Origin of the sequence: Microbacterium commune (assembly GCF_014836945.1) — a bacterium.
In the GTDB taxonomy this organism is placed as follows: domain Bacteria; phylum Actinomycetota; class Actinomycetes; order Actinomycetales; family Microbacteriaceae; genus Microbacterium; species Microbacterium commune.
The window spans coordinates 1,888,364-1,907,371 of record NZ_JACSPX010000001.1 but is presented as its reverse complement, the minus strand read 5'-3'; the positions used below and the strand labels follow the sequence as shown (position 1 = coordinate 1,907,371).

Annotated in this window: 16 protein-coding genes and 1 tRNA gene; 5 read left to right on the top strand and 12 right to left on the bottom strand. The window is 69.5% G+C overall.

Going from position 1 to position 19,008, the window contains the following annotated elements:
* Positions 1-42 precede the first annotated feature (42 nt).
* Positions 43-657 (bottom strand): TetR/AcrR family transcriptional regulator, encoded by a 615-nt coding sequence (locus H9633_RS08885; RefSeq protein WP_191712823.1) that lies wholly within the window; start codon positions 655-657, stop codon positions 43-45.
* Between the two features lie 80 nt (positions 658-737).
* Here H9633_RS08885 and H9633_RS08880 point away from each other — a divergent pair, with 80 nt between their 5' ends.
* Positions 738-2,606 carry a hypothetical protein gene (locus tag H9633_RS08880; RefSeq protein WP_191712822.1) on the top strand — a complete coding sequence of 623 codons (1,869 nt, stop codon included), beginning with the start codon at positions 738-740 and terminating at the stop codon, positions 2,604-2,606.
* Here H9633_RS08880 and H9633_RS08875 read toward each other — a convergent pair.
* Both H9633_RS08875 and H9633_RS08870 read right to left on the bottom strand, forming a co-directional pair.
* Positions 2,593-3,051, bottom strand: coding sequence for a RidA family protein (locus tag H9633_RS08875; protein ID WP_191712821.1), 459 nt, complete (start codon positions 3,049-3,051; stop codon positions 2,593-2,595). The two genes, H9633_RS08880 and H9633_RS08875, sit on opposite strands and share 14 nt — an antisense overlap.
* Positions 3,048-3,272, bottom strand: coding sequence for a hypothetical protein (locus tag H9633_RS08870; RefSeq protein ID WP_191712820.1), 225 nt, complete (start codon positions 3,270-3,272; stop codon positions 3,048-3,050). Before H9633_RS08870 ends, H9633_RS08875 begins: the two co-directional genes overlap by 4 nt.
* Positions 3,273-3,356: 84 nt before the next feature.
* Here H9633_RS08870 and H9633_RS08865 point away from each other — a divergent pair, with 84 nt between their 5' ends.
* From H9633_RS08865 to H9633_RS08850, 4 genes are all read left to right on the top strand, one after another.
* Positions 3,357-5,972, top strand: coding sequence for a transglycosylase domain-containing protein (locus H9633_RS08865; protein ID WP_191712819.1), 2,616 nt, complete (start codon positions 3,357-3,359; stop codon positions 5,970-5,972).
* A complete protein-coding gene (locus H9633_RS08860) occupies positions 5,969-6,904 on the top strand; it encodes a metallophosphoesterase (protein WP_191712818.1) in 936 nt (311 codons plus the stop codon). The genes H9633_RS08865 and H9633_RS08860 overlap by 4 nt, the downstream gene beginning before the upstream one ends.
* A 68-nt stretch (positions 6,905-6,972) precedes the next feature.
* A tRNA-Pro gene (locus tag H9633_RS08855) sits at positions 6,973-7,046 on the top strand.
* Between the two features lie 113 nt (positions 7,047-7,159).
* Entirely contained in the window at positions 7,160-7,933 is a 774-nt protein-coding gene (locus tag H9633_RS08850; protein WP_191712817.1) for an HAD-IIB family hydrolase, read from the top strand.
* A gap of 9 nt (positions 7,934-7,942) precedes the next feature.
* Here the strand turns inward: H9633_RS08850 and H9633_RS08845 are convergent, their stop codons facing one another.
* The 9 genes from H9633_RS08845 to H9633_RS08805 all read right to left on the bottom strand — a co-directional run bounded on the left by H9633_RS08845 (position 7,943) and on the right by H9633_RS08805 (position 18,995).
* On the bottom strand, positions 7,943-9,199 hold the full coding sequence (locus H9633_RS08845; RefSeq protein WP_191712816.1) for an alpha-hydroxy acid oxidase: 1,257 nt from the start codon (positions 9,197-9,199) through the stop codon (positions 7,943-7,945).
* Positions 9,200-9,225: 26 nt separating this feature from the next.
* The gene (locus H9633_RS08840; protein ID WP_071643754.1) at positions 9,226-9,936 is read right to left on the bottom strand and encodes a FadR/GntR family transcriptional regulator; all 711 of its coding nucleotides are present in this window, start codon (positions 9,934-9,936) and stop codon (positions 9,226-9,228) included.
* A gap of 58 nt (positions 9,937-9,994) precedes the next feature.
* Complete coding sequence (locus H9633_RS08835; RefSeq protein ID WP_071643756.1) at positions 9,995-10,615, bottom strand: thymidine kinase; 621 nt, start codon at positions 10,613-10,615, stop codon at positions 9,995-9,997.
* A 10-nt stretch (positions 10,616-10,625) separates the two neighbouring features.
* Positions 10,626-12,098 carry a malate:quinone oxidoreductase gene (locus H9633_RS08830; protein ID WP_191712815.1) on the bottom strand — a complete coding sequence of 491 codons (1,473 nt, stop codon included), beginning with the start codon at positions 12,096-12,098 and terminating at the stop codon, positions 10,626-10,628.
* Between the two features lie 73 nt (positions 12,099-12,171).
* Entirely contained in the window at positions 12,172-13,245 is a 1,074-nt protein-coding gene (locus H9633_RS08825) for an aspartate-semialdehyde dehydrogenase (RefSeq protein ID WP_191712814.1), read from the bottom strand.
* A gap of 135 nt (positions 13,246-13,380) precedes the next feature.
* The gene (locus H9633_RS08820) at positions 13,381-14,667 is read right to left on the bottom strand and encodes an aspartate kinase (protein ID WP_071643866.1); all 1,287 of its coding nucleotides are present in this window, start codon (positions 14,665-14,667) and stop codon (positions 13,381-13,383) included.
* Positions 14,668-14,770: 103 nt separating this feature from the next.
* Positions 14,771-15,763 carry a DMT family transporter gene (locus tag H9633_RS08815; RefSeq protein ID WP_071643762.1) on the bottom strand — a complete coding sequence of 331 codons (993 nt, stop codon included), beginning with the start codon at positions 15,761-15,763 and terminating at the stop codon, positions 14,771-14,773.
* A complete protein-coding gene (gene recR, locus H9633_RS08810) occupies positions 15,760-16,353 on the bottom strand; it encodes a recombination mediator RecR (RefSeq protein WP_071643765.1) in 594 nt (197 codons plus the stop codon). Before recR ends, H9633_RS08815 begins: the two co-directional genes overlap by 4 nt.
* Positions 16,353-18,995: a DNA polymerase III subunit gamma and tau gene (locus H9633_RS08805; protein ID WP_191712813.1), complete on the bottom strand. Its 2,643-nt coding sequence runs from the start codon at positions 18,993-18,995 to the stop codon at positions 16,353-16,355. Before H9633_RS08805 ends, recR begins: the two co-directional genes overlap by 1 nt.
* Between the last annotated feature and the right edge of the window lie 13 nt (positions 18,996-19,008).

Genomic DNA, 19,008 nt, shown 5'->3' with positions numbered 1-19,008 from the left:
CCCCCGGGGGTCTCGCCGCGTCCGAGCGAGCACTGAGCGTGCTCAGCCGTCGGGCAGGCTGATCCTGGCCATCCGCTCGCGCACGGTCCGGAAGTGGGCGACATCGAACGGCAACTCACCGCCCTCATCGCCCACGAGGCGCATAACCTCGTCGCCGAGCGCGATCGAGAAGCCCACTGTCATCCTGGCTTCGGTCTCGGGATCCGCGTCGGCGAGTCGAGCCGACTCGGGGTGCTCACGAAGCCAGTCGGCGATGACGTTCTCGAGGCCCTGCCTGCTCTCGTGACTGGTCCAGGACACGGCGTTCGTGGTTCCCGGTTCCCGTATGAACAGCGCGAAGCGCTTCCGCGTCAGCTCGTCGTCGACCTGTCCACGCACCGACTCCATCACGATGAGGCAGGCTGCGACGACCAGGTCTCGGGAATGCTGAGCCAGCACGCGCGCGGTGAGATCAGGGTCGTATGACAGCGGCGCCCCGAAGATCGCCTGGTCGAGAGACGGGAAGTAGTTGAAGAACGTGCTGCGCGACATCATCGCCGTGGCGCACACGCGGTCGACGGTGACAGCACCGATCCCCTCCTCGTAGGCGAGATCGACGGCGGCCTGCTCCATCAACCGTCTGGCCGCATGCATTTTGGCCTCACGAAGTCGGCTCATCCCCATCCTCCCGGAAGACACAAGTGTAGCCCGCAAATTTTGGCTTGTATCTATCTTTGGACTCAGTCCATACTGGTGCGATGCATCCTCTCCGCACTGCGCAGCGCAGCGCCTCCTCCCCCTTCGGGCGGACGTCGGGCGCCGTCGCCATTGCCGCCGGCATGATCATCGCGGCCCTGCCGCCCGTGGCGTATGCGTCCGCCGTGTCGACTCCCATCACCATCGAGGCGACCATCAGCGACGGCACCGACACTGCGGCGCTCGCGGGCGTCGCTGTCACTGTGCGCGGGCCCTCCGTCGACGGAGCGGTGCTCGCATCCGGCACCACGAGAGCCGATGGCACCGTCTCCCTCGACATCGAGGCGAGCCCCACCGTCGACGGCGATCAGCGCTCCTTCGTGGCGGATGCCGTGTGGCCGGGTGCACGGGGAGAACTCGAGCGCACCGAGGCTCAGACGGAATTCACCCCCGATAGCGACTCCGTCTCGGTCACGTTCTGGGGCAGTTTCGCCACCATCACCGGAACGGTCTCCGCGACGGCGGATGGTGCACCAGTCGCCGACCTGCAGGGATCGACGCTCGCGATCCTCAGCGGAGAGGTTGAGGTGCAGCGTGTGCCTCTCGCCGCTGACGGCAGGTTCACGAGCGGAGCGGTCCCGGCCACCGCCGACGACGATTACAGGCTGGCGCTGACCCCGCCGCCCGGGCTCGTGCTGGCGTCAGAGCAACCCGCCAACCCGCCCTTTCGCGTCGCCGCAGCGCAGCCGGGAATCGACGTCGATCGAGAGTTCGCACTGGTGTCCGACAGCGTCGCTCCCACGCCCACGCCGGCTCCGACACCCATACCTACTCCGACCCCGCCTCCGACCCCGACCCCCACTCCGACTCCTTCCCCTGCACCCACCCCCGCACCGACGGTCCCCGTTCCCGCTCCGACGCACGCGGCCGCCTACGTATACCCCGGCATCCCGCTGTTCTCCCGACCCGTCTCGAGCGCGCTGGGCACCTCCCCCGACACCGTGCTGGACTCCGTCATCGACGCAGCTCAGCGCGCGAACGGCGACCCCGTCGCACTCATGAGCGACGCCGGCCAGGTTCTGGGCTTCGCGCAGGACACTGACCGAGCGGACGGGATCCCGCCCGTGAACAGCCTGCTTGACCGGATGACAGGCCTGCGGCAGACCGGATCCGTGATCGCCACCACAGACCTGGAGAACGTCATGCTGATGCTGCAGGACACCCGGTCGTCGTTGCAGGAGCAGCAGCTGGGCTCACAGCTCTCCGAGGTGCATGAACGCAATCGAGCCATCGCCGCATCTGTCGATGCGGTCGCGGCTCTCGAAGCGTATGGACGCGCACCCTCCCGTGCCGGGTTCGACGCTGCTGCCGCTGCCCTGCGTGGCGCGTCGATGACACACCCCTTCCAGGATCTCTACAGGGACGGCGAGCCCGACCCCACGGCCGGACGGGTTCAGGCAGCTGCAGCCGCGGCCGCACTGCGCGCCCAGCTCGACGTCGCGCGCAACTCCCAGCAGATGGACATGCTGCGGCTGCAGCCGCTGATGACCAGGCAGGCAGAGGGCGTGGATCTAATGACGTCGTTCGTCGAGAAGGTCCGAAGCACCCGCTCGAGCGTGATCGGGACGATGCGGTCCGCTCCTATAGCACTCGGATCAGTGCAATGGCGGGAGGGCGACGCAGCCGACGCCTTCGATCTGAGCGCCGTACCCGACGGCGACCACCACCTGATCCTGCACTTCGCCGAGACCGGATTCAGCGCCATCACCCCCGTCCACGTCGATCGCGCGGCCCTGGCGGCGACCGGCGCAGACTCCCCCACCACCGCGGCGTGGGTGGGGGCGGGGCTGATCTTGGCGGGGATTCTGATCTTCGCCAGCCCCTCGCTAAGGCGAGCAGCGGCGGCAAGGGGGCAGCTCAGGCGAGGATGAAGGTGACCTCGACCTCGACGGGGGTGTCGAGCGGCAGGCTCGCCACCCCGACGGCCGCGCGGGCGTGCTGCCCTGCGTCGCCGAAGATCTCGCCGAGCACGTCGCTGGCGCCGTTGACGACGGCCGGCTGACCGGTGAACGTGGGGTCGGATGCCACGAAGCCGCCCACGCGCAGCACACCGGCGAGCCGGTCGACACCTCCGGCCGCCTGCGCGGCGGCGGCCAGCGCGTTCAGCGCGCACGTGCGGGCGTAGCCCTGGGCATCCGCCGCCTCGACCTCGGCGCCGACCTTCCCGGTCGCCGGCAGCGCGCCGTCGACGAACGGCAGCTGCCCGGAGGTGTAGACGAGACCGCTGTGGACGACGGCCGGGACGTATGCGGCGACGGGAGCGGCCACGGCTGGCAGCTCGAGGCCGAGCTCAGCGAGGCGGGCGGAGACGCTCATCGGCTCTCCCCCTCGAACTGGCGGGATGCCTCGGCCGCGGCGGCGAGGCCGGCGTTGGCGGTCGAATCCTGCGTGACGGGACGCTTCAGGTAGGCGACGAGGCCACCCTCCGGCCCCTGGACGACCTGCACGAGCTCCCAGCCCTGCTTGCCCCAGTTGTTGAGGATCGCCGCCGTGTTGTGGATCAGCAGCGGCGTGGTCAGATACTCCCACGTGATCATGGCACTCCTGTGCGTCGGCGACGAACGGCACGGGATGCCGAAGCGTCGAGGCTCTTATTCAGGGAATTCCCTTAACATCAGCGTATGCCTCAAACGAAACGCACGCTGTCTGGTGTGCTCGGCGGTCTGCTCGGCCTGGTGGGCCTGAGCGCAGTCGCCGGGGTTCTGGTCACCGCAGCCGTCACTCCCGCCATCGCCGTTGCAGGAGTGACGGGGTCGCAGGCGCTGACGATCTTCGACAACCTGCCGAACAGCCTCACCCCCGGCGCTCCCATGGAGCCGACCGAGTTCTACGGAACCGGCGCCGACGGCCAGCCGTTCCAGATGGCGAAGTTCTTCGACCAGAACCGGGTGCCGGTGACGTTCGAGCAGGTGTCGCCACTGCTGTACGACGCGATCCTCTCGAGTGAAGACAAGAACTTCTACGAGCACGGCGGCGTCAATCTCGGCGCCACTGTCAAAGCCGTCGTCGAGAACCTTCGCGGCACCTCGTCGCGCGGCGCCTCCACGATCACCCAGCAGTTCGTGAAGAACGTGCTCATCCAGGAGTGCGAAAAGGACGCGTCGCGCCATGAGGCGGGCTCGGACGAGGAGTACGACGAGCGTCTTCGCGCCTGCTTCACGGATGCCACCAACGCCACGGGAGCAGACGGCATCGAGCGCAAGCTGCAGGAGATGCGCTACGCGGTGCAGATCGAGAAGGACTACTCGAAGAACGACATCCTCCTGGGCTATCTGAACATCGCGAACTTCGGTGGTCAGGTGTACGGCATCGAGGCGGCAGCGAACTACTACTACGGTGTCAGCGCGAAGGATCTCACCCTCGGCCAGGCAGCCGTGCTGGCCGGTGTCGTGCAGAACCCGAACACTTTCCGCATCGACCAGACGACCGGCAGCAACTCCGCCGAGGACGGTTTCGCCGCCACCACCACTCGTCGTAACTACGTCCTCGGCCGGATGCTCACGGACGGGAAGATCACGCAGGCTCAGCACGACGAGGCCGTCGCAGCGCCCATCGAGCCGAACATTCAACCGACGGAGCAGGGCTGCACTGCGGCGAACGGGAACGCGTACTTCTGCCAGTACGTCAAGTCCGAGATCTTGAGTAACGAGGCATTCGGCGCCGACGCTCGTGAGCGCTCCGAGCTGCTCCGCCGCGGCGGCCTGAAGGTCTACACCTCACTCGACATGCGCGTGCAGGGTCCGGCCGATGAGGCGATCCGTGCCAGGGTCCCTGAAGCCATGGACGGGATTCGCCTCGGCAGCGCCGGCGTGTCGATCGAAGCCGGCACCGGACGCATCCTCTCCATCGTGCAGAACACCAGGTTCAGCGAGTCCGCCGCAGACGAGGGCATCCCTGGCGTCTCCGCGCAGGTGTTCGCCGCAGACCGCAAGCACGGCGGCGGGGCCGGGTTCGGACCCGGCTCGACTTACAAGCTGTTCACTCTGCTCGAGTGGCTCGAGAAGGGCAACTCCGTCAACGACGTGCTCGACGGCCGGGAGCGCAACTTCGGCAAGTTCCCGCAGTGCGGAGGGACCTACACGCAGCGAGACGTCATCGGCAACTTCGGCCAGGGGCGCGGCTCGGTCAACACGGTGCGCCGCTTCACTTCGTCGTCGCTGAACACGGGTTATCTGGCGATGGCCCAGAAGCTCGACCTGTGCGACATCAACAAGATGGCGAAGCGTCTCGGTGTGCACTGGGGCGACGGCGGCGACGTGACCACCTACGGACTCGCCGGCGAAGTGCTCAAGGACTCCGAGAAGGACGGCGTCCGCACCGACGCGAACGACCCCTTCCCCACCGTCCTCGGCTCGAAGTCGATTCCCCCCATCCAGATGGCGGGCGCATACGCCACGGTGGCGAACAAGGGCATCTTCTGCGAGCCCCGCGTCATCGACAAGATCGTCGCGCAGGACGGCAAGGAACTCGAGGTGCCGAAGACCAGTTGCACCCAGGTGATCTCCCCGGAGGTGGCGGCGACCGCCGCATACGCCCTGCGAGGCGTCATGGAAGGCGGCACCGGTGCTGGCGCCAATCCCAATGATGGTGTTCAGGTGATCGGCAAGACCGGTACCGCCGAGAAGGAGCACACCATGCTCGTCGAGTCGAGCACGAAGGTGACGACCGCGGTGTGGGTGGGCAACATCAGCGGCGATCAGGACCTGAAGCGGTATTCGTGGAAGGGCACGCGGCTGAACGACATCCGCTACCCACTGGCGAGAGACCTCCAGCGCGCTGCGAACGCGGCGTACGGCGGAGACCGGTTCCCCGAGCCCGACCGCGGCCTCACGCGCACCGTGCCCAAGGAGCTGCCGAATGTGGTCGGGAAGTCGGTGGAGGAGGCCACCCAGATCATCGACGCCGCGGGCTTCACCGTGCAGGTCGGAGATCCCATCGACAGCGAGGTCGGCGCGGGGCTGGTCGCAGAGCAGACGCCCGGCCCCGGACGTGTCGCCAGCGGCACCACCGTCACGCTGCGTCCGAGCACGGGCAACAGCCCTGCCGCGCAGGCGACGGTGCCGAACGTCACCGGCGCGAAGTTCAACCAGGCCAAACCTGCGCTCGAAGGCGCCGGTTTCGGGGTCTCTGGCGAGGGATGCAAGAACGGGTCGACCGTGACCGGCCAGGATCCGGCTGCCGACACCGCCGCCCCAGCCGGCACCGTGGTCACGCTCACGTGCGCGGGTGACGGGTGACCCGTCGGGTCGCCGCGCACCCGGCCCTCATCGCGCTCGGCGCGGTGGGGGCCGTCGGCGTCGGCGCTGCGGTCTGGGGAATCGGCATCGAGCGCTACCTGTTCACGGTGCGCGAGGCCACCGTCGCCGCTCTGGTTCCGGGCAGCGCGCCGGTGCGCGTGCTGCACATCTCCGACGCGCACATGGCGCCGTGGCAGCGACGCAAGCAGCAGTGGCTCGCGTCGCTCGTCGAGCTCGAACCCGACCTGATCGTGAACACGGGCGACAACCTCGGGCATCGGGAGGGCCTCGACGGCATCCGTCGGGCACTCGCCCCGTTCGCGGGCATCCCCGGCGTCTTCGTGCACGGGTCGAACGACGTGCAGGCCCCCGCGCCACGGAATCCACTGAACTACTTCCGCGGCCCCTCCCGCGTACACCGAGCGCCTGAGCTGCTCGACACCGCGGCGATGGACGCGTTCTTCACCGACGAGCTCGGGTGGGCCGATCTGAACAACTCGGCCGCGCGGATGGACGTCGCCGGCACCAGCATCGATTTCGTCGGCGTCGATGACCCGCACCGCGGCTGGGACGACTTCGACGCGCTCACCTCCGCGATCGCATCGCTCGATGCGAGACCCGCCGGCGGGTCTCGCATCGCCGTGGCCCACGCGCCGTACCGGCGTGTGCTGGACTCGTTCGTCGATCTGGATGCGGACGCGCTCTTCGCCGGTCACACCCACGGCGGGCAGGTTTGCATTCCCGGCTTCGGCGCGCTGGTCGCCAACTGCGACATCCCGCTGAGGCAGGCGAAGGGCCTGAGCAGCTGGTCGCACCGTGGCCGCTCGGTGCCGCTGAACGTCTCGGCCGGCTGCGGTCATTCGATCTACGCGCCGGTCCGGTTCGCCTGTCGCCCGGAGGCGACGCTGCTGACGCTGACCGCGCGATCCTGACGCGCCCGGACGCGGCGCGCGATTCGTGCTCGCGCCGCGCGCCATGTAGACTTGAACGGTTGCAATCACGGGGTGTGGCGCAGCTTGGTAGCGCGCTTCGTTCGGGACGAAGAGGCCGCAGGTTCAAATCCTGTCACCCCGACAGCATGCGAAAGGGATCCGCCGGAGGCGGGTCCCTTTCTGCAATGCCGCCGATGTCCGTGGATGCGCGAGACAGCAGGAGAACCGCAGTCAACCCCAATAGGCTGGATCATCATGACGCACCCCCGCCTGGTCGCCTTCGACCTCGACGACACCCTCGCGCCCTCCAAGGGCGAGATCGATGACCGCATCGCCCACCTGCTTCGCGAGCTGCTGCGGCGGGTGGAGGTCGCGATCATCTCCGGCGGCAACGAGCAGCAGTTCCGCACGCAGGTCATCGGCCGCCTCGACGGCCTGACTGCCGACGAGAGCTCTCGGCTGCACCTGCTGCCCACCTGCGGCACCCGCTACCTCCGCCACGACGGCACCGCGTTCGCCGCCGTGTACGCGCACGACCTGAGCGAGGACGAGAAGACGGCCGCGCTCACGGCGCTGCGGGAAGAGGCCGAGCAGCTGGGCCTGTGGGAGGCGGAGCCGTGGGGCGACATCCTCGAGGACCGCGGCTCGCAGATCACCTTCTCCGCACTCGGTCAGCGCGCCCCGCGAGACGCCAAGCACGCCTGGGACCCCACCGGAGAGCGTCGAGCCGCGTTGCGTGACGCCGTCGCTCCACGGCTTCCGGGCCTCGAGGTGCGGTCGGGAGGGTCGACGTCGATCGACATCACTCGCGCCGGCATCGACAAGGCGTACGGCATGCAGAAGCTCGTCGAGCACACCGGCATCCGTCTCGACGAGATGCTCTTCTACGGCGACAGGCTCGACGAGGGCGGCAACGACTATCCGGTGCAGGCCATCGGCGTGCGCTCGATCGCCGTCGACGGCTGGCAGGACACCGCCGACAAGCTGGATGCCCTGATCGCCGCCCTTCCCTCCCCCGCCGCGCGCTGAGCGCAGGCGTCAGCGCGGGATCGGCGCGAGCCGCGCCAGCTGGGTGACGTGCTTGGGCTCGAGTTCGGCCAGGGTCGAGACGCCCAGCAGCCGCATGGTGCGCTCGATCTCGCCGCGCAGAATCTCGATGGTGCGGTTGACGCCTGCTCGCCCGCCCGCCATCAGTCCGTACAGGTATGCGCGACCGATGAGGGTGAAATCCGCGCCGAGCGCGACGGAGGCCACGATGTCCGCGCCGTTCATGATCCCGGTGTCGATCATGACCGTGAAGTCGTCGCCGACGGCCTTGCGGACGTCGGGCAGCAGGTGGAACGGGATGGGTGCCCGGTCGAGCTGACGGCCCCCGTGGTTCGACAGCACGATGCCGTCGACGCCGGCGTCGCGCAGACGCAGAGAGTCCTCGACGTTCTGCACGCCCTTGATCACGATCTTGCCCGGCCACAGGTCGCGGATCACGGCGAGATCGTCATAGCTGATGGTGGGGTCCATGGCCGCGTCCAGCAGCTCGCCGACGGTTCCGCCGGTGCTGCTCAGTGAGGCGAACTCGAGTTTCGGCGTGGTGAGGAAGTCGAACCACCACCAGGGCCGCGGGATGGCGTTGATGATCGTGCCGAGCGTGAGCTGCGGGGGGATGCTGAACCCGTTGCGCTTGTCGCGCAGCCGCGCGCCCGCCACGGGGGTGTCGACGGTGAAGTGCAGGGTGTCGAATCCGGCGGCGGCGGCGCGGCGCGTGAGCTCGTAGGAGATCTCGCGATCGCGCATGACGTACAGCTGGAACCAGTTGCGACCGGGGACGGGCCCCTGCGGCTCCCGACGTGTGACGTCACGCACGCCTTCGATGGACGTGGTGCCGAGGGTGGACAGGGTGAACGGGATGCCGGCGGCGGCGGCCGCGCCGGCACCGGCGACCTCGCCCTCGGTCTGCATCAGACGGGTGAAACCCGTGGGCGCGATGCCGAACGGCAGGGCGGACGGCCCGCCGAGGATGTCCACCCTGGTGTCGACGTCCGGAGCGGGCTTCAGGATGCCCGGGTGGAACTCGACGTCCTGGAACGCCTGGCGTGCGCGCGTGAGCGACAGCTCCCCTTCGGCGCCCCCGTCGGTGTAGTCGAAGGCCGCCTTGGGCGTGCGCCGCTTGGCGATCGAACGCAGGTCGTCGATGGTGAGCGCCGCGGCCAGGCGGCGCTTGCGCCCGTCGAATTCGGGCTTCTTGAACTGCAGGAGCTCGAGCAGCTCGGCGGGCTTGGGCAGCTGGCGGGTGACCATCGGCGGGTTCCTCTCGGGTGGGCGGGTCAATGGGCGCCGGGCAGCAGCCCGGCGGCGGCGGAATAGCCGGTGATATGGGCGTGGACGAGAGCGCGCGCGTCGTCGCCTCGAGCGACGGCGTCGACGATGGCGTGATGTTCGGCGCGCAGACGCGCCGCCATGGCATCCCAATCGCCGATCCGCTCCGCGCCGGCGAGGACGTACGACTCGATGGCGGTGCGCAGGCCCGCCATCATGGCGGCGAGCACGGTGTTACCGGATGCGTGGGCGAGAGCGACGTGCAGTTCGGCGTCGAGCGCGAGGAACTCGCGCGGGGTGAGGTCGGAATCCATCGCCTGCAGGGTGGCGCGCACGGCCGACAAATCGCGCTCCGGGGCGGCGCTCAGGCGTGTGACCACCGCGTCTTCGAGCGCGAGGCGGGTGTCCAGCACGTCGCCGAGAGGGAATCCCTGCGCGGCGATCTGCAGCCGCAGCAGGGTGGACATGCCGCCGGACGGGACGGCGGTGACGATCGCCCCCGCCTGCGGCCCGGAGCCCGTGGCGGTGCGGATCAAGCCCATCACCTCGAGCACACGCAGCGCCTCGCGCACACTCGAGCGACTCACGCCGAGGTCGGCCGCGAGGTCGCGCTCCGAGGGCAGCCGCTCCCCGGGCTTCACCTCGCCATCGAGCAGGCTGGCCTCGATGCGCTCGAGCACCGTGCGCCAGGCTCGCTGCGTCGCGCTCAGCTCCGGCATCCGTCCTCCTGTGGTCAGACCACAGGCTACCCGGTGTGGTCAGACCACGCAAACGACCTCAGTCGAGCATGCCGCCGGACTCGTCCAGGTAGCAGTTGCCGCACAGCGACTCGTAGGTGACCTCGGCACCGTCGATGGCGACCTGGTCACCCGAGAAGACGAAACGGCCGTCAACCATCCGGCCGTTGAAAACCGCCTTCCGGCCGCACCGGCAGATGGTCTTGAGCTCCTCGAGCGAGTGGGCGACCGCCAGCAGACGCGCTGAGCCGGGGAACGCATGCGTGCGGAAGTCGTTGCGGATGCCGTACGCCATCACCGGGATGCCGTCGAGCACAGCGATGCGGAACAGGTCGTCGATCTGATCCGTCGTCAGGAACTGCGCCTCATCGACCAGCAGGCACGCGACGTCGTGCGGCTCGGCGGACTGCAGCCCCGCACCGCGCACACGCTCGCGTTCTCCGGTGAACAGCGCACGGGCTTCGTCGTGCGGCCCGATGAGGAAGTCCACCTCGCGCGTCATGCCGAGCCTGCTCTCGATCTGCGACGCGCCCTTCGTGTCGATCTGCGGTTTGGCCAGCAGCACGCGCTGCCCGCGCTCCTCGTAGTTGTAGGCGGCTTGCAGCAGGGCGGTCGACTTGCCGGAGTTCATCGCGCCGTAGCGGAAGTACAGCTTCGCCACGGTCGCGCGATCAGGCCGTGAGCGACAGGACGGACGCGGTCTCGCTCATCGACTTCTCGGCGGCCGCCGCATCGTCGTTGAGTCGACGTCCCATCGTCGGGATGAGGCCCTTGAGCTTCGGCTCCCAGCCGGCGTAGTGCTCGGGGAAGCAGCGCTTGAGGAGGCCGAGCATGATCGGCACCGCGGTCGAGGCACCCGGCGAGGCGCCGAGCAGCCCGGCGATCGTGCCGTCCTCGGCCGCGACGACCTCGGTTCCGAACTGAAGGATGCCGCCCTTCTCGGGGTCCTTCTTCATCACCTGCGCGCGCTGACCCGCCTGGATCAGCTCCCAGTCCTCATCGCGCGCGGTGGGGACGAACGTGCGCAGGTTGTCGACCTTCTTGCCGTGGCTCTTCACCAGCTCGCTGATCAGGTAGGTGATGAGATCCGGGTTCGCGAACGCGACGCGCAGCATCGGCCACAGGTTGTGCGGGCGCACCTGAGTGAGGATGTCCAGCATCGAGCCGTGCTTGAGGAACTTGGGGCTGAACGTCGCGAACGGGCCGAACATCAACGACTTCTCGCCGTCGACGACGCGGGTGTCCAGGTGCGGCACGGACATCGGCGGCGCACCGATCGCAGCCTGCGAGTACACCTTGGCCTGGTGCTGCGCGACGAGCTTCGGGTCGGTCGTCTTCAGCCACTGGCCCCCGATCGGGAAGACGCCGTAGCCCTTGATCTCGGGGATGCCGCTCTTCTGCAGGAGCTTGAGGGCCCAGCCCCCCGCGCCGACGAAGACGAACCGCGCCTTCACCTCGCCGGGAGTGCGACCGATGACGTGGCGGTACTTGACGAGCCAGCTGCCGTCGTCCTGACGCTTGAGGTTGCGCACCTCGTGGTCGGTGCGCACCTGCACCCCGGACTCGGCGAGGTGGTCGAAGAGCTGGTGCGTCAGGGAGCCGAAGTCGACGTCGGTGCCGGACGGCACCCTGGTCGCAGCGAACGGCTCGCCCTTGCGGCGCTTCTGCATGAGCAGCGGTGCCCACCTGTTGATGACGCGCGAGTCCTCGCTGTACTCGATGCCCTCGAACAGCGGCTGATCCTTGAGCACCTCGTAGCGGGCCTTGAGGAACGCCACATCCTTCTCGCCGCGCACGAACGTCATGTGCGGCACGGAGTTGATGAACGTCGACGGACCGTCGAGGATGCCGCGCCCGACGAGCGTCGACCAGAACTCGCGGCTCTGCTGGAACTGCTCGTTGATCGAGATCGCCTTGGCGGGGTCGAGCGAGCCGTCCTTGCCCTGCGGCATGTAGTTCAGCTCGCACAGCGCGGCGTGACCGGTGCCGGCGTTGTTCCACGGGTTGGAGCTCTCTTCGGCGACGTCGCCGAGTCGCTCGTAGGCGACGATCTTCCAGTCCGGCTGCAGCTCGTGCAGCAGGGTACCCAGCGTGGCGGACATGATGCCCCCACCGATCAGAACGACATCGACGGTTTCGGTCACCAGAACAGTCTAGTCATCCGGAACAGCGCGGATTTCCGCCGGACCGGGGCGCCCAGCACCCCGGCCGGGCGGCTCAGAGCGCGGCGGGCGCGAGGCGCTCGGCGAGCTCCTCGGCGATCTGCACGGCGTTGAGCGCCGCGCCCTTGCGCAGGTTGTCGTTGCTGATGAAGAGCACCAGTCCCCTGCCCTCGGGGGCGGACTGGTCGGCGCGGATGCGGCCGACGAAGCTCGGGTCCTTGCCCGCCGCCTGCAGCGGGGTCGGCACCTCGTCGAGCACCACACCGGGGGCGGATGCCAGCACCTCGCGCGCACGATCGGGGGTGATGTCCCGCGCGAACTCGGCGTGGATCGACAGCGAATGTCCGGTGAAGACGGGAACCCGAACGCAGGTGCCTGCGACGCGCAGGTCGGGAAGACCCAGGATCTTGCGGCTCTCGTTGCGGAGCTTCTTCTCCTCGTCGGTCTCGTTGTCGCCGTCGTCGACGATGGAGCCGGCGAGCGGGATGACATCGAAAGCGATCGGCGCGACATACTTCTCCGGGGCCGGGAAGTCCACCGCGGATCCGTCGTGCACGAGGCGCAGCGTGTCGCCCTGGGCGAGCACGCCCTCGACCTGGCCGAGCAGCTCCTCCGCACCGGCGATACCCGAGCCGGACACCGCCTGGTAGGTGCTGACGATGAGACGTTCGAGGCCCGCCTCGGCGTGCAGCGCCTTCAGCACGGGCATGGCAGCCATGGTGGTGCAGTTCGGGTTGGCGATGATGCCCTTGGGCCGCTCGTCGATGGCATCCGGGTTCACCTCGCTCACCACCAGCGGAACCTCCGGGTCCATCCGCCAGGCGCTGGAGTTGTCGACGACGACGGCGCCCGCCGCGGCGAACGTCGCCGCGTAGGCGCGGCTGGCCGTCGCACCTGCGGAGAACAGCGCGATGTCGATGCCCGAGGCATCCGCGGTCTCGACGTCCTCGACGATCACGTCGACACCGCCGAAGTCGATGGTGGTGCCCGCGGAGCGGGCGGAGGCGAACAGCCGCAGCTCGCGCACCGGGAACGAGCGCTCGATGAGGATGTCGCGCATCACGGTGCCGACCTGGCCGGTCGCGCCGACGATGGCGATCGAGAGTCCGGAATCGGAGATACGGGTCATGGGGGATCCTTGGCGTGCAGGCGATGCGCCAGGCTCAGCCCCAGGGTGCGGACGCTGCGCCTGGCACCGATGTCAGGGTTGCGGTGAGTCTATCCGGTCGCCGACGGCTGCGGGTCCGGCATTTCAGAGGCGAGGTCAGCGGCCGGTGCCGGCGTGCACGACCGCCTCGATCTCGCTGTCGAGGCCGTAGGCGCTGTGCACGGTGCGCGCGGCCTCGGCGAGGTCGTCGCCGCGGAGCACGACCGAGATGCGGATCTCGGAGGTGGAGATCATCTCGATGTTGATGCCGCCGGCGCTGAGCGCCTCGAAGAGGATCTCCGAGACGCCGGAGTGCGTGCGCATCCCGGCGCCCACGACCGACAGCTTGCCGATCTGGTCGTCGTGCAGCAGGCTCTCGAAGCCGACCTCGCTCTGCTCAGCGGCGAGCGCCTTGAGCGTCGTCGGGGCATCGGCCTTGGGCAGCGTGAAGGAGATGTCGGTGCGGCCGGTGGATGCCGCAGAGACGTTCTGCACGATCATGTCGACGTTCGCGCCGGCCTTCGAGACGATCTTGAAGATCTCGGCGGCCTTGCCCGGCACATCGGGCACACCGGCGACGGTGATCTTTGCCTGGCTGAGGTCGGTGGCGACTCCGGCGACGATCGGTTCTTCCATGGCTTCTCCCTCGGTGGCGCGCGGGTTCTTCATGCCCGCGCCCAGAACGTACGTGCCCTCGGCCGACGAGAAGGTCGAGCGGGCGTGGATGAGCACACCGTGACGGCGGGCGTATTCGACGGCGCGGATGTAGAGCACCTTGGCGCCGTTGGCGGCGAGCTCGAGCATCTCCTCGCTGGAGACCTGCTCGAGCTTGCGGGCCCGCGGGATCACGCGCGGGTCAGCGGTGTAGATGCCGTCGACGTCGCTGTAGATCTCGCAGACATCGGCGTTCAGGGCGGCGGCGAGGGCGACGGCGGTGGTGTCGGAGCCGCCACGTCCCAGCGTCGTGATGTCGCGGGTGTCGCGATTGAACCCCTGGAAGCCGGCCACGATGACGATCGCGCCCTCATCGAGCGCCTCCCGCAGGCGCACCGGGGTGACATCCACGATGCGTGCCTTGCCGTGATGCGAGTCGGTGATCATGCCGGCCTGGCTGCCGGTGAACGACCGTGCCTCGAAGCCCATCGAGTGGATCGCCATGGCGAGCAGCGCCATCGAGATGCGCTCACCGCTCGACAGCAGCATGTCCAGTTCGCGCGGGGCGGGGATCGGCGCCACCTCGTGCGCGAGGTCGAGCATCTCGTCGGTCGTGTCGCCCATCGCGCTGACGGCGACGACGACGTCGTGACCGGCACGACGGGTGTCGACGATGCGCTTGGCGACGCGCTTGATGCTCTCCGCGTCGGCGACGGACGAACCGCCGTACTTCTGCACGATCAGGGCCACGATCACTCCCGGGGACGAAGGGCGGATCCGCCCAGGCTCATTCTACAAATCACGCCCATGCCGCCTCACGCATGTGACGCATGGCCGGTCCGGGCCGGCACCGTCACCGCCGGTCGTCGGAATCGGGCCGGGTCTCGGACACGATGGCCTCGGCCGTCTCGGCCGTGGTGATCGGCCCCGTGGTGAGGTCCGGCGCCGAGGCCCGCGGCCGGAGCCGCCCGCCTGTCGCGGCGAACCAGCATCCGATCAGCACGATGGGGAACCCGATCAGCAGGCCGGGTGTGAGCGGCTCGGCGAGCACGATGGCGCCCAGCACGACCGCGACGATCGGGTTGACGTAGGTGAACAGCGGGGCCCGCACCGGGCCGACCTCGCGGATCAGCGCGAAGAACGCAACGAACGCGAGGGCGGTGCAGACGATGCCGAGCAGCAGCAGCGACACTGTTGAGCGGATGGTCGGCACGTCGTGCTGGGTGAGCAGGGCCGCCGGCAGGTACCCGATTCCGATGGCGAACAGCGCGAGCGTGATCGTGCCGAGCGACGGCACGTCCTTCAGTTTGAGGGCGATGATGAAGGGCGCGATCGCATAGAGCACCGCGGTCAGCAGGACCTCGCCGATCGCGAACGCGCTGCTCGGACCGTGCGGGAACAGGCCGGGCCCGGCGACGACGACGGCGACGCCGGCGAAGCCGAGCAGCAGACCCCCGAGCCTGACCGGAGCCAGTGCTGAGCGGTCTCCGCGCAGCAGCGCGATGATCACGGCGAACAGCGGCACGGTCGACACGAGCAGCCCGGTGAGACCCGATGGCAGCTGCGTCTCGGCGTGGCTGAGCAGCAGGAACGGCCCTGCCATCTCGACCAGGCCGAACGCCAGCACCCAGGGCCAGTGCTTCCACGCCGCGGCGAGCGCGCCGGCGCGCAGCGCGAAGGGCAGCAGGATCAGACCACCGAGCAGAGTGCGCCCGGCGACCACGGCCGGCGGTGAGAACGAGTGCACCGCCTCCTTGATGAACAGGTAGGTGATGCCCCACACGAACGCCATGATCGCGAACAGGATCCACCCTCTGCGGGTGAATCCCGCGTGGTGAGCGCTCATAGGCGGCGACGGCCCTCGAAGGCCCGTCCCAGCGTCACCTCGTCCGCGTACTCGAGGTCTCCGCCGACAGGCAGCCCGGATGCCAGTCGCGACACGGTGATCGACATGCTGGTCAGCAGGCGGCTGAGGTAGCTGGCTGTCGCCTCCCCCTCGAGGTTGGGGTTCGTGGCGAGGATGACCTCCTGCACCGTGCCGTCGGCGAGGCGGGTCATCAGCTGCGCGATCCGCAAATCGTCGGGACCGACGCCGGCGATCGGGCTGATCGCGCCACCGAGCACGTGGTACAGACCACGGAACTCGCGGGTGCGTTCGATCGCCGCCACATCCTTGGCATCCTCGACGACGCAGATCAGCTCAGGGTTGCGGCGGGGGTCGCGGCAGATCGCGCAGCGATCCTGCTCGGACACGTTGCCGCACACCTCACAGAAGCGCACCCGCGCCCGCACCTCGGTGAGCAGCTCGGAGAGCCGAGCGACGTCGAACGACGGCGTCTGCAGGATGTGGAAGGCGATGCGCTGCGCGGACTTCGGCCCGATGCCGGGCAGACGGCCGAATTCGTCGATGAGCTCCTGAACGATTCCGTCGTACATCAGTTGAACCTCGAGGGGGGCTGGTAGGGCTCTTCACGCAAGAACTTCGCACCGAGCACCTGCCGGATCACGGCCTCACCGCGGCGCTCGACGCCATCCGGCGCCTGGGGTCGACTCGGCGGCTGCGGCACCTCTCGGAGCGACGGGCGCGCGGACGCCTGTGGTGGCGTGGCCACGGAGTCCCGTGCCGGGGCGGCCTCGACCGGGCCGCCACCCTGGCGACGGGGCTCGTCGTACTCCGGGTCGTACGGCGGCTCGTCGTCATACGGCGGATAGTCATCCGGCGGCGGAGGCGCGTCGATGTCTCCATCGTGCGGTGACGCGGGGGCCGAGGCTGCGGCCTCGACCTCGGCCGGCTCGTCGTCGACGGGGAACTGCGGCTGCGCGGCGGGCGATGCCGCCACGGGGACGGCGGGCGCCGCGACGAGCGGGGCCGCGTGGTCCGGGGCGGAGAACGGGACCGGTGCTGGTGACGGGACCGGTGCTGGTGACGGGACCGGTGCCGGGACCGGGACCGGGGCCGATGACGGGATCGGCGCGACAGCCCAGTCGGTGACCGCGGCCGCGGCGGAGCGGGTCCCCCCGGATGCTGCTCCCCCGGAGCCCGCTCGCGGCTTCGCCGCGGCACCGCCACCCGCATCGCGCAGATCCTGCGGACCGCTCATCGGGTTCGCCCAGCCGGCGGCGGGAGCGTCATCCCCTGCCGCCGCGGCATGTGCCGCGGTCGCACCGGGTCGTGATCCGGTGGGCGAGGATCCGGTGGGAGCGGGGCCGGTCGACGCCGCGCCGGGGCCCGATCCGGTGGGAGCGGGGCCCGCGGGCGCCGCGGCTCCACCACCGCCGGGCGGCAGGGGCGCCGGGCGGTACTTCACGGTGACGCCCAGTTCCTGCTCGATCGCCGTGCGCAGGTGATCCGATGTGCTCTTGCCTGGCGTGGTGCCCTTGAACCGCGGCACATCGCTCGGGCTCGAGAAACCGAGGGTGAGCACCCCGGAGGCCGCGTCGAACGCGAGCGGCTGGATGCCGGTGACGACCAGCCAGGAGGTGCGGCTGATGCTCTCCAGTCGGGCGAGCACCGCGGGCCATGCCGCGGCGATGCGCTCGAAGGTGACGGGTCCACTCGATGCAGGAGCGACGGCCCCGGCATCGGCCGGGGCGGACGCGGCTGCTTCCTGGGCATCGGCGGATGCGCTCTCCGCGGTCGACACGGCGGTATCGGGTGCCGGTGCCTCGACCGCGCGAGCGAGCGGCGAAACCGCAGCGGAGTCGTCGGCGGAGGGCGCGTCCGCAGACGGCACGGCACCCTTCGTCGTCGCCGCGACGGGGCCCGACGCGGTGAGGTTCTCGACGATCACCGGCGAGACCGCGGGCGCGTCCGCGGGGGCGGGGGGCGCCGCAGCGGCAGCATCGCCCGCAGCAGAGCTCGATCCCGCGGGCGACGCGGCAGGGGCTGGCGCGTGCGCAGCAGCAGCAGGCGAGGCCGTTGCGGCAGGAGCCGGGGTCGCAGCAGCGGGAGCCGGGGCAGGTGCGGCGGCATCCCTCGGCGATCCCGCGAGCACACGCGCGACCATCAGCTCGAGGTGCAGCCGCGGCGACGTCGCTCCGCTCATGTCGTCGAGCGCCTGGCTCACCAGGTCGGCAGTGCGGGAGAGGCGCGCCGCGCCGAAACCGGCGGCCTGCGCCTGCATGCGCTCCATCTCGTCGGCGGGGATGCCGCGCAGCACCGCCGACGCACCGTCGCCCACCGCCTCGATCACGATGAGGTCGCGCAGACGCTCGAGCAGGTCGTCGACGAAGCGTCGCGGGTCCTGCCCGGTCTGCACGACGCGGTCCACGGCAGGGAAAGCCGCCGCGGCGTCTCCGGCGGCGAGCGCGTCGACGATCTCGTCGAGAAGCGCGGCATGCGTGTAGCCGAGCAGCGCGACGGCCCGCTCGTAGGTCACGTTGCCCTCATCCGATCCTGCGATCAGCTGATCGAGCAGCGACAGCGTGTCGCGCGGCGATCCCCCGCCGGCGCGCACGACGAGCGCGAGCACTCCCTGCTCGACCTGCACGCCCTCCTCACCGCAGAGCTTCTCGACGTACTCGAGCATCGCCGCGGGCGGCACCAGCCGGAACGGATAGTGGTGCGTGCGCGAGCGGATCGTGCCGAGCACCTTCTCGGGCTCGGTGGTCGCGAAGATGAACTTCACGTGCGCAGGCGGCTCCTCGACCAGCTTCAGCAGGGCGTTGAATCCCTGCGGAGTGACCATGTGAGCCTCGTCGAGGATGAAGATCTTGAACCGGTCACGGCTGGGCGCGAAGGTCGCCCGCTCGCGCAGGTCGCGCGCGTCGTCGACGCCGTTGTGGCTGGCGGCGTCGATCTCGACCACATCGAGTGAGCCGCCCCCTGCCCGGGACAGCTCGACGCAGCTGGGACAGACGCCGCACGGCGTGTCGGTCGGCCCCTCGGCGCAGTTCAGACAGCGCGCGAGGATTCGGGCCGAGGTGGTCTTGCCGCAGCCGCGCGGGCCGGAGAAGAGGTAGGCATGGCCGACACGATCGCCGCGCAGGGCGGTCATGAGCGGATCGGTCACCTGGGACTGCCCGATCATCTCGCCGAAGGTCTCGGGCCGGTAGCGGCGGTACAGGGCTGTCGTCACCCGTCCAGCCTAC

Excerpts from the sequence above, each read along its gene's own strand:
- H9633_RS08885 (WP_191712823.1), bottom strand. The coding sequence starts at position 657 with ATGAGCCGACTTCGTGAGGCCAAAATGCATGCGGCCAGACGGTTGATG.
- H9633_RS08880 (WP_191712822.1), top strand. The coding sequence starts at position 738 with ATGCATCCTCTCCGCACTGCGCAGCGCAGCGCCTCCTCCCCCTTCGGG.
- H9633_RS08875 (WP_191712821.1), bottom strand. The coding sequence starts at position 3,051 with ATGAGCGTCTCCGCCCGCCTCGCTGAGCTCGGCCTCGAGCTGCCAGCC.
- H9633_RS08870 (WP_191712820.1), bottom strand. The coding sequence starts at position 3,272 with ATGATCACGTGGGAGTATCTGACCACGCCGCTGCTGATCCACAACACG.
- H9633_RS08865 (WP_191712819.1), top strand. The coding sequence starts at position 3,357 with ATGCCTCAAACGAAACGCACGCTGTCTGGTGTGCTCGGCGGTCTGCTC.
- H9633_RS08850 (WP_191712817.1), top strand. The coding sequence starts at position 7,160 with ATGACGCACCCCCGCCTGGTCGCCTTCGACCTCGACGACACCCTCGCG.
- H9633_RS08845 (WP_191712816.1), bottom strand. The coding sequence starts at position 9,199 with ATGGTCACCCGCCAGCTGCCCAAGCCCGCCGAGCTGCTCGAGCTCCTG.
- H9633_RS08840 (WP_071643754.1), bottom strand. The coding sequence starts at position 9,936 with ATGCCGGAGCTGAGCGCGACGCAGCGAGCCTGGCGCACGGTGCTCGAG.
- H9633_RS08825 (WP_191712814.1), bottom strand. The coding sequence starts at position 13,245 with ATGACCCGTATCTCCGATTCCGGACTCTCGATCGCCATCGTCGGCGCG.
- H9633_RS08815 (WP_071643762.1), bottom strand. The coding sequence starts at position 15,763 with ATGAGCGCTCACCACGCGGGATTCACCCGCAGAGGGTGGATCCTGTTC.
- recR (WP_071643765.1), bottom strand. The coding sequence starts at position 16,353 with ATGTACGACGGAATCGTTCAGGAGCTCATCGACGAATTCGGCCGTCTG.